This is a genomic window from Azospirillum himalayense (assembly GCF_042657465.1).
GTDB classification, from domain to species: Bacteria; Pseudomonadota; Alphaproteobacteria; order Azospirillales; family Azospirillaceae; genus Azospirillum; species Azospirillum himalayense.
Genome location: NZ_JBHSLC010000046.1, coordinates 39,461 through 46,518, shown reverse-complemented (window position 1 = coordinate 46,518; position 7,058 = coordinate 39,461). Strand labels below are relative to the sequence as shown.

The window sequence follows — 7,058 nt, the reverse complement described above, 5'->3', positions numbered from 1 at the left end:
GTCCGAGCCCCGCATCGCCCCCTCGCTGGCTGCATTCTCCACGACCGTAGAGAATCACGACAGGCCGGCAGGCAACAGACCTTTTTCCGCGTCCTGTTAGAGCCGACGAATCCTCTGGTAGCTCTCGATCTTCGGCTCACGTGACATCCGTCCGCAAGCTGTCGTAGCTTCAGCCTGTTCGGGGAATGGAGAAGATATGCCTCGCGGACCACATGCCATTGCCCGATGGACGGTTGCCTGCGCGCTTCCGGCGCTCGTTCTGTTCACCCTTCCGGCTACGGCCGATGCCGCGGCAACGGCATGCCCGGCCCACTATGCCGGGGCCGTGGCGCCGGACCTGATAAATTCGAAGCTGGCAGCCAAGACGCGGGAGCTCTGCTACTCAGCGTTCGCCGTTCTTCATTCCGGCGTGACGCGCACCCCGCTTTATGCAGTCGAGCACCTGACCCGGGACAGCGTCGCGGCCGCCAAAGGTCTTGAGCGTCCTGAGGCGAGCGCCTTCCACGCTGAGACAGCCCTGCCACGGGACGAGCGGGCGGAACTGGCCGACTACAAGCGCTCCGGATTCGACCGCGGGCACATGGCGCCCAATGGCGACATGCCGATGGCGAAAGCCCAGCATGAGAGCTTCTCCCTGGCGAACATGATCCCCCAGGTTGGAGAGAGCAACCGCGGGATCTGGAGTGCCATCGAAGGTGCGACGCGGCATCTTGGGAACACCCGCGGCGAGGTCTATGTCGTGACCGGTCCCGTCTTCCAAGGCTCCAACCTCCAGCGCATCGGCGGCCGGGTCCTGGTGCCCACGCACGTCTTCAAAGCCATCTACGACCCACGCCGCCGTGAGGCTGCCGCCTATCTCGTGCCCAACGCGCCGGGGAACGAGTACCAGCGGATCTCCATTGCTGAGTTGGAGGATGTCACCGGCATTGCGGTCTTCCCCAGTATCTCCGCCGAGGCCAAGGCATCGCCGATGTCGCTGCCTGAGCCCCGCGCGCCGGGGCGAGGACGGAAAAAAGACGAGCCGGGCTTCTCTGAGAGCAACGTCCTGAAGTTTCTGAAGGAGTTGATGCGATGATCAAGCCGTACGCCGATGATACCGGGGCCACGCAGATCGGAGACCTCCAGGTCGAGAATGGCTCCGACTGTGTGGCCGTCTACGGATCAATCGACCTCACCCGCGACAAGCAAGGGCTGGAGCATGCCCGAAAGCTCAAGTCCCTGCTCGATGCCGTTGTACAGTCCCTAGAGGCCGAGAAAGACCTGCCGGACCATGTCCCGCCGCCGAAGCCGACGGACACGGTGGACAACCCTTTCAAGTGATGGCGACACCGACCAAGGGGGGGAACGTGAGGTCACCCGCGTCGGCCTTTTCCGAATCAGCCGACTAACGTTTACGGTCCGGCGACGGCCCCGAATCACTTGCCACCGGAGAAGGGCGGCGGCCAACACGGGCATCGGCTGGTTCCTGGATGAGAGTGCAATACGAGCGTCTGCCGACCAGAAGGTATTCAACGAGTTCCACCCCGAGGAACTTTCCCGCCTGCTGGATGTCCGCACAGGATGTCCGGGCCCCCGCCGGGTTCGGCGGGTCGTCATCTGGACCGCTGTGGACGATGACCAGCCCGTGGGCCTCCATCTGCAACGCGCGGCCCATGATCTCCCGAACGTAGATCGCGACGTCACCGAACGTCCCCGTTTGATGGATTTCGTCGGCAATCAGGTGGCGGCGGTCGTCGAGGAACAGGAGCCGCAACGCCTGCACCGTGGAGCAGGCGGCCCGAAGACGGCTGTAAGCCACCAAGCTGTCATGGGCGACGAACACCGGGTGGCGCTCCAGTGAGGGCCGGACCAAGCGGGCTGCGAGTTCGACAACGGCCTGGAACCGGACGACGGCGTGGCCGTCTGAAGCCACACCGCCGGGTAAGTTCCCCACTGAAGCCGCCGCGACCGCCTCCTCCAAGGAACCGTGCGCAGCCAGTAGGCGTAGCGCCAACACATCGCCATCAACTTCCGGGTCTGCCAGTGTGAGCAGGCAGCCCAGCAACGCCTCGTCCGGAATGACCTCCAAGCTACGGTCCACCGTCAAGCCGATCGTGGCCGGATAGGGACGCAAGCCGGGAACCGTTCGTTTCCCGTTTCTCGCTCTTGGGCTGGGTTTGGCTGCGCTGTGCATGTCGATGTTCCCGCTGCTTGGGTCACGCCCCGGCCGGATGGCCCTGGCCCGGCCGGTCGATGACCGCGATGTCGAGCACCCTCTCCACCGCCGATCGCAGGGTCTGCCGTGCCGCACGCCACCGGCGGTGCTGTGCGACCAGAGCCGCGCGGCGGGTGCGCAGCGACGCCCGCACCCGCTCGATCTCCCGAATCGTGGAATCTGGACCTGGACCACCGCCATGCTCCTGGGCGGCGACAACATCTATTGGCTTCAGGTGCGGCGAGCGCTCCCCGTGGAACCATTCGGGATGGGCGTCGCGCGCGGCCGTCGCAAGGTCCACGACACCCTGGACCATCATGCCGCGGATGACGCCGCCGACCTCGTGATGGGCGCGACGGAACGGCATCCCGCGCTCGCGCACCAGCCAGTCGGCCAGCGCGGTGGCATTGGTCTGTCCGGAGATGGCTCGCAGGCGCATCGCCCCCTGGTTCGGTTCGGCTCCGGCCACGATCAGCCGGACCAGGGTCAGCGCGTCGGCCATTCCGGAAGCCGCCGCCCACACCGGTTTGACGCCCTCGGTGCCCACCGCGATGGAGTTCGAGAACGGTGTGGCGTGCATTGCCATCGCTGCCGCCGTCAGCGCCCCCATCGGCGCGGCCGCCATGCCTTTGATGTGCTCCAGCATGTAGACGTTGCGCTTCTGCGGCATCATCGAACTGGTGCCGACCAAATCGTCGGCCACCGTCAGGAAGCCGAACTCGCCGGTGGTCCACAACTGGAGGTCATGGGCGAGACGGCTGACCGTCACGCCGAGGATACCCAGCGCCGCCAGCAGACGGAGGACAGCATCGCGCGAGGCGACGGCGTCGATGGAATGCGCCCAGGGCGTCGAGAAGCCGAGCAGCGCCGCCGTACGCCGGGTGTCGATGGGCAAGCCGGTGCCGCCCACTGCCCCGGCGCCAAGCGGGCAACGGTCCAGGTCGGTCAGCACGGCGTGCAAGGCCTCGGCGTCACGGTCGAGCGCCCCAGCCACCCCGGCGTAGTAGTGGGCAAGCGTCACCGGCTGAGCGGGCTGGTAGTGGGTGTATATCGGGAAGACCGCGTCGGCGCAGGCCTCAGCCCGGCGCAGCAGGGTTGTCTGGAGTCTGGACAGGCCGGTCAGCAGGTCGGCGACCACTTGGCGCAGCCGCATCCGCAAGACGGTGGCCCCAAGATCATTGCGCGAGCGCGCGGTCTGGAGGACGCCACCGATCTCCTCGCCGAGGTCAGCGATGAGGTAGGTCTCATAGAGCAGGTAGACACCGCGCGGCGCCGACCGACCACGCAGGGAGGCGAAGCCCGAGCACTCCATTTCATCGATGCGCCGGAGCAGCGGGGAGACGTGCGCAATCGGCAAGAGACCGGTCTCCGCCATCATCACAAGGTGTGCGCGGTCGACCTGGGTGATCCAGGGCAGGTCTCGGTCTATGGCGTCGTCCGCGACGTCGCCGAACAGGATGGCCTGAGCCTTCGGATGGAGCGTCCCGGCGACCCGGCCGGTGTCGCCGAGGTGGGCCAGGATCTGGGCGTTGCTGATCACCATGAGGGTGACTCCCGGTGAGAAGGGCTTCGGGTGCGTGGTTGGTCAGAGCGTGGCTAGTCGCCGAGTCAGCGGCCGGAGGTTCGGCGGGCCAGCGTGATGCCGACCAGCGCCAGCGCGCCGCCGAGCCACTGGAGGGGGCCGAGAGCCTCGCCGAACAGCATCCAGGCCAGCGCCGCCGCCGCGACCGGCTGGATGAGCAGGCCAATTGACGAGAAGGTGACGGGGAGGTGGGCCAGCGCGTGGGTGATGAGTCCCTGGCCGATGACATGGCAGACGATGCCCAGCGCCAGCACCACGACCCAGCCCCAGGCGGTCGCGGGCAGCAGCGGGCCGCCTTCAAGCCAGGCGGCCACCGCCAGCACCAAGGCAGCGGCGGCGCTCGATCCCGCCATAATCACGCTGGTCGAGTGGTTGGCCCGCAGGCGCTTCACCACCATCAGGTAGATGGCGTAGAAGGCAGCGGTGCTGACTGCGATGGCGTCACCCTGCCATTGCCCCTCCGCAGCACTTCCCACCGACACGAACAGTCCGTCGCCGATTAGCAGTGTCATGCCGGACAGTGAAACCGCCAGGGCGACGATCAGGCCGAGGCCGATCCGCTCGCCGAACAGCAGCCAGCCGATCAGGGCGACGAAGACCGGGGCGCAGTTGTTGAACAGCGTCGCCTTGGCAACCGAGGTCATGGTGATGCTGAGATGCCAGAGTGCCAAGTCGCCCGCCAGCATCAGCCCGGCCACCCCCATCAGCGCCATGTCGGCGGCGGTGACAGGCGTGCGGGCGGTCGTCCGGGGCGCCTTGCGCTCGGCGAGCATGCCGAGCCAGAAGAAGGGCAGCGCGATGACCAGCCGGTAGAAGGCGGTGGCGATCGGTTCCAACTCGCTGACCCGCACCAGGATGGGGGCAAGCGCGATGGCGAGCGCGCCCGCCAGCAGGGAGAGCAGCGCCGGGTTCGCACCGGTGCGCGACGGTCCGGCGGCCGCGATGGAGGTTGAGGACATGGAAGGGGGCTCCTGCTGCTGTTCCGGTCAGGCGACGGTGGCAAGGGTTCCGGTGTCGTCGGCCGCGACACGGAAGCGGATGGCGCAGCGCGCCAGTTCGGCGGCGGCCACGGCTGCCTCCAGGGTGGGGGCGCTGGTGAGCGCGTGGCCGAGGCGGTCCTGGAAATCACCGCGGTGGGCTATCAGCAGCGGGTATGCACGGTAGAGCCGCAGGTCGCGCAGGAAGGGCGCACCCCGTGCCGCCTCCAGACCCTCGGTGGCGAACCACAGTCCGTCGTCGGGTGGCGTGAGGAAGCGAATCGCTGCGTGCTCCTGGCGGGTCGGCGTCACCACCGGCGTCCGGCCGATGGCCAGTTCGACGGTTGCTCGGATGAGGTCGATGCCGGTCGCCTGGCGGACGAGTTCGGGGATGAATCCCCCGGCCAGCCGCGGGTTGACCTCCATCAGGTGCGGGCCGTCCTCGCCGAGGCGAAGCTCGACATGCAGCGGCCCCCAGGTGAGGCCGAGCGCTCTCGCTGCGGCCAGCGCGAAGCCCGTGATGCGGTCCGCGGCGGCTGAGGCAAGCGGGGCCGGGAAATCGTGGCCCATCTCAACGAAGTGCGGCAGGGTGCCCAGGTGCTTGCGGGTCACCCCGATGACGGCATCATGGAAGATCTCCACCGAATACTCGTTGCCCCGGATGACCTCCTCGACCAGCAGTGCGCCACAGGTTGGGTCGGTGAGCAGGGCCCTGGCGTGGGCCGCCACCTCGGCCATCGTGGCGCAGAGCCGGACGCCGACACTACCCGATCCGGCCACCGGCTTCAGGACGACGGGCAATCCGATGCCGATGGCAGCCTGGACGGCATCGGCGGTGCCGGTGACCTCGGCATGGCGCACGCGGTCAATACCGGCTTCGTCCAGGCGGCGGCGCTGGGACGCCTTGTTGCGGCAGGCGGCCACTGCGTCGGCATCCGGTCCCGGCAGGCCGAGTTCGGCGGCCAGGCGGGCGGCGGTGGCGATGAAATACTCCGAACTGGAGGTGATCCCGGCCATCCCCTCGCTGAGCGCCAGCTGCCGCACAAGCGAGCGCAGGACGGTCAGGTCGGCGGTATCGGCCTCGATGCTGCGGACACTGTCTTCGGCGACATAGGGATAGCGCCCGGGCTGGCGGCTGATCAGCACCGGCTCGAAGCCGAGGGCACGGGCAGTTTGGGCGAACAGGCGGCCGGTGCCGGACGTGTTGCTCTCGATGAACAGCAGGAGGCGCGGCATCACGCGGCCTCCGCGATGTCACGCGCCGCCGGGTTGGCCGCCGCCAGCACCTCGTCCAGCGTCCGGCGGTCCCAGTGGTAGCTGCTCCAGCTAGGCCGGACGTCGCTGGGATGCGCCACCGGCTGCGGGGCTTCGGGCAGCACGCCGGTCCAGCCCGGCAGCGTGGCGAGCCAGTCGTCGTTGTAGATGGTGGCGACGTACCGGTGACCCTCGTCGGGGAACAGCGTCACCACCTTCCGGTCGGGATTGGTGCGCGCCCACCAGTCGGCTACCAGGTACGCTGCCCCGCTGGTGCCGCCCTGGTAGAGCGCGTGGTACTGGTGCAGGAGGCGGGTCGCCAGGAACGCCTCGGCGGCCCCGACCCAATGGATCTCGTCGAACTGGCGGTGGTCGACGTTGGGCGGCACCAGACTGTTGCCGAGGCCGCGCAGCAGCCGCTTGCCGTCGGGCTGGCCGAACACGACGCTGTTGGGGGTGTCGACGCCGATAACGTGAAGGTCGGGGTTGAGGTGGCGCAGGAAGCGGGCAATGCCGGACATCGAGCCGCCGGACCCGACGGTGCCGACCAAGCAGTCGACGTGGCCGATGCGCTCGGCGATCTGCTCGGCGACCTCGGCATAGGCCCGCGGGTTGTCGGGGTTGCCGTACTGCGAGGGGCAGAAGCTGCCTGGGTTGGCCTCCAGCGCAGCGCGCAGCCGGTCGAGGCGGGCAGTCTGGAAGCCGCCGACCTCATAGGGCTTCTCGACGATCTCCAGTGTGACGCCCAGTTCCAGCAGGCGCTTGTGCAGGTGCTCGTCGATGGCCGGGTCGCTGACCAGGATGAGTTTGTAGCCGCGCACCGCTGCCAGCATGGCGAGTGCCAGCCCGAAGGTTCCCGACGTTGTCTCGCAGATGATGCCGCCGTGCTTCAGGCGCCCATCGGCCGCCGCGCGGTCCAGCATGTGCCGGGCCGGAAGCAGCTTCATCAGGAAGAAGGCGGCGCCGTGCAGGTTGTCCGTCAGTCGCACCAAACGGGGAAGTTCATAGTCGGGAAAGCCGCGGGCCTCGCGGGACAGGGGCTGGGACATGG

At 68.1% G+C, this 7,058-nt stretch carries 7 protein-coding genes; 2 read left to right on the top strand and 5 right to left on the bottom strand.

All coding sequences use genetic code 11. The features are described from left to right. Nucleotides 1-196: 196 nt before the first annotated feature. Complete coding sequence (locus tag ACFPMG_RS21450) at nt 197-1,075, top strand: DNA/RNA non-specific endonuclease (RefSeq protein WP_376997218.1); 879 nt, start codon at nt 197-199, stop codon at nt 1,073-1,075. Beyond that, nucleotides 1,072-1,320, top strand: coding sequence for a hypothetical protein (locus ACFPMG_RS21445; protein WP_149651370.1), 249 nt, complete (start codon nt 1,072-1,074; stop codon nt 1,318-1,320). The genes ACFPMG_RS21450 and ACFPMG_RS21445 overlap by 4 nt, the downstream gene beginning before the upstream one ends. A 64-nt stretch (nt 1,321-1,384) precedes the next feature. Here ACFPMG_RS21445 and ACFPMG_RS21440 read toward each other — a convergent pair whose 3' ends face one another. The 5 genes from ACFPMG_RS21440 to ACFPMG_RS21420 form a co-directional block, all read right to left on the bottom strand. Continuing rightward, a complete protein-coding gene (locus ACFPMG_RS21440; RefSeq protein WP_376997217.1) occupies nt 1,385-2,173 on the bottom strand; it encodes a JAB domain-containing protein in 789 nt (262 codons plus the stop codon). 22 nt (nt 2,174-2,195) lie between these two features. After that, the gene (gene argH / locus ACFPMG_RS21435; RefSeq protein ID WP_376997216.1) at nt 2,196-3,737 is read right to left on the bottom strand and encodes an argininosuccinate lyase; all 1,542 of its coding nucleotides are present in this window, start codon (nt 3,735-3,737) and stop codon (nt 2,196-2,198) included. 65 nt (nt 3,738-3,802) lie between these two features. Continuing rightward, on the bottom strand, nt 3,803-4,735 hold the full coding sequence (locus ACFPMG_RS21430) for a DMT family transporter (RefSeq protein ID WP_376997215.1): 933 nt from the start codon (nt 4,733-4,735) through the stop codon (nt 3,803-3,805). A gap of 27 nt (nt 4,736-4,762) precedes the next feature. Then, nucleotides 4,763-5,989 carry an ATP-grasp domain-containing protein gene (locus ACFPMG_RS21425; RefSeq protein WP_376997214.1) on the bottom strand — a complete coding sequence of 409 codons (1,227 nt, stop codon included), beginning with the start codon at nt 5,987-5,989 and terminating at the stop codon, nt 4,763-4,765. After that, the gene (locus tag ACFPMG_RS21420; protein ID WP_376997213.1) at nt 5,989-7,056 is read right to left on the bottom strand and encodes a cysteine synthase family protein; all 1,068 of its coding nucleotides are present in this window, start codon (nt 7,054-7,056) and stop codon (nt 5,989-5,991) included. Before ACFPMG_RS21420 ends, ACFPMG_RS21425 begins: the two co-directional genes overlap by 1 nt. Nucleotides 7,057-7,058 lie beyond the last annotated feature (2 nt).